3 protein-coding genes are annotated in these 2,588 nt (G+C 29.3%); 2 read left to right on the top strand and 1 reads right to left on the bottom strand.

The features are described from left to right. Positions 1–485 precede the first annotated feature (485 nt). A complete protein-coding gene (locus LQ611_RS13720; RefSeq protein WP_107591153.1) occupies positions 486–1,046 on the top strand; it encodes a hypothetical protein in 561 nt (186 codons plus the stop codon). A gap of 117 nt (positions 1,047–1,163) precedes the next feature. On the opposite strand, the gene comGA is transcribed toward LQ611_RS13720, so the two are convergent. Continuing rightward, on the bottom strand, positions 1,164–2,066 hold the full coding sequence (gene comGA / locus LQ611_RS13715; protein ID WP_107573259.1) for a competence type IV pilus ATPase ComGA: 903 nt from the start codon (positions 2,064–2,066) through the stop codon (positions 1,164–1,166). Positions 2,067–2,219: 153 nt separating this feature from the next. Here comGA and LQ611_RS13710 point away from each other — a divergent pair, with 153 nt between their 5' ends. Beyond that, positions 2,220–2,468 carry a DUF2626 family protein gene (locus tag LQ611_RS13710; protein ID WP_025904960.1) on the top strand — a complete coding sequence of 83 codons (249 nt, stop codon included), beginning with the start codon at positions 2,220–2,222 and terminating at the stop codon, positions 2,466–2,468. Positions 2,469–2,588: the final 120 nt, after the last annotated feature.

Genomic DNA, 2,588 nt, shown 5'->3' with positions numbered 1-2,588 from the left:
CAACTTTCAACTTAAATTCATCACTATATTTTGTCATATTAAAACACCCCTAAAGTTAGTTTTTTTACTCTAACTTTAGGGGTGCAGTACCATCATGGGGTTAGTGCATCATTTAGGAGGGTTTATACATTTAAAAACATGGATTGTATTGTGGATATAGTAAAAAGCACCCGTATAATCAACAGGTGCTTTTTACTATATATTTTTAATTTTTACTTTTGTATTTTGAATCCTTAGCATAAAGTCTGATTGGCATTAATATTGAGTAACCAAATAATAATCCGCCTATAGATGAAACTTGAAATGATAAATCAAATGTTTTTGTTAAACCTACATAACTTATAAAACATGCTATTAAAAACATAAAAATAAAGTTAAATATTATAATTCTTTTTGATAAATACAAAATTACACTTCCTTTTTTTGTAAAAATATGATAATAATAGGTTGTACCTTAATTATACATATAAAGGAGATTAATATCTATGAAATTCAAGAAATCACACAAAATTGTATTATCATTAGTACTTACAACAAGTATTATAACTCCTTATGCAAGTGAAGCGTTTGCTGAAGGAAATCAAGTAGATATTCAAAACACGCAAGAAGATTCTACTTTGCCAGGTTTTGAAAATGTAGAATTTTTACCAATGGAAACATATACTCATGATGATGAAGAAAATGGATTTAGTTTTTATGCAGCAAAAAAAGGTACTAAAACAATAAAGACTGGTAAATATGTTAAAAAGCAAGGTTATATGACTAATGCTCAGTTAAGAAAATATGTTAAATATGTAGATAAGCAAAAGAGTAGATTAGGATGGGCTTCTATGGTTACAGGATTTGCTCCATTCTTCACAGGAGTCCCTCAAGGAATTTTGGTGCAATATTTAGGTAATAAAAACAATTTTGAAACTGTTAAGAAAAAAGCTTATGCTGGATACGGTATGGGCTGGGCACATTTATCAGCAACTGGTAAAAAGAACAGTTTATCTGTCATACCAAGAAGAGACTTTTCAAAAACTAAAATTGTTTATAAGAAATAATTTTTAGGTACTACTTTAATAATATAAAACATTCTATTATCTAGGCATAAAAAAACCGATTAAAGAAAAATAAAATCATTTATTTTCTCTAATTGGTCTTTCTTTAATACATTTTTCTTACGTTTCATAATCATTCTCCATATATTTAATAATGTCATCTTTAAAAATATATGACATATCTAATGTTCTTGTTTCATCACTTTTCTTCACAAGACGTTGGTTCGTGATACATGAAATACCTTGTTTAATTTGTTCGACTGTTACACCTAGCTCAATTAGTCGGTGGATTGCCCCGATTGTATCACTAGCATGCATAGTTGAAAGCACTAAATGACCACTTAAACTTGCCTGAATAACTTGCTTAGCAGTAACATCATCTCTTATCTCCCCAATCATAATAACGTCAGGATCACATCTTAAAATGGCTTTAAAGGATTGTTGATAAGTTATGTTAGCTTTTTCATTGACTGAAACTTGGACAATACCATTTAATGTTTGTTCTACAGGATCTTCAATCGTAATAATATGTTTATTCTTCTCTCTCTTTAACGCATACATCAATTCATACATTAATGTCGTCTTACCTGATCCTGTTGGTCCCGTAAATAGAAATAACCCTTCTGATTGATACATTCTGTTTTGTAGAACGTTATATGATTGATCTTCTGATTTTCCATGTGAGTGATTAAAATGTTGAGGGGTTATTCTAATGGAACTAGATTCTATTCCTAAACTAATCGGTATCGTAGAAATTCTTAAGTAGAAATGAATGTCATGTTCATATAAATATTGACCGCATTGTGCTTTATTACGTTCACTTACATCAAGATGAGCGATAAATTTCATATAAATGAGTACCCTACTATACAATTTAAAGTCTAGATCTAAATCATAAGGTGTATTATCGCCATTTATCCTCATTTGAACAAAGACTTTATCATCGTTTAAAGGTACAAAGTGAATATCACTCGCATTAAAATTGACAGCATCGTTAATAATTGACTTAAATAATTTCTCCATAATCTCCTCCTAATATATATAAACGCTTCCAATTACCTAAATTACTTGTTTAATGCTTATGAATTTGCGTTAAAATGCTATTTACTTTTGTATAGAGTAACTTTATAATTAAATATGAATAAGAAAGTAAACATAGAGGGGGTTCTTAAGAAGATGGATAAAGTTTATAAAACTCTAGGCTTCTGGACTGCTATTTTTGCTACGATGTTTTATGTCGGTGGTATGGACATGATGGCATATTTCTTCTTAGCACAAACTGGATTTTTCGTATTGTTGGGATACTTAAAATTAACAGAAAGAATGTATATGTATATATTCGCAATTTATTTAGTATTATGTTTTGTTGGATTTACATATTATTCTACATTCTTATTAGAGCCAAGTTTTGGAGCACATCATTAAAAGAAGCATTACACAAACGTGTAATGCTTTTTTTTTGTGTAATTAAAACCATACGCTATGCGTATGGTACAGTATGGTTTCACCGTTGTATTAAAAAATGCATCTCTACATGCTAGAATA

The organism is Mammaliicoccus sp. L-M44 (genome assembly GCF_022386355.1).
Lineage (GTDB): Bacteria > Bacillota > Bacilli > Staphylococcales > Staphylococcaceae > Mammaliicoccus > Mammaliicoccus sciuri_A.
This window is presented reverse-complemented; position numbering and strand designations above follow the sequence as displayed.

Excerpts from the sequence above, each read along its gene's own strand:
- LQ611_RS13720 (WP_107591153.1), top strand. The coding sequence starts at position 486 with ATGAAATTCAAGAAATCACACAAAATTGTATTATCATTAGTACTTACA.
- comGA (WP_107573259.1), bottom strand. The coding sequence starts at position 2,066 with ATGGAGAAATTATTTAAGTCAATTATTAACGATGCTGTCAATTTTAAT.
- LQ611_RS13710 (WP_025904960.1), top strand. The coding sequence starts at position 2,220 with ATGGATAAAGTTTATAAAACTCTAGGCTTCTGGACTGCTATTTTTGCT.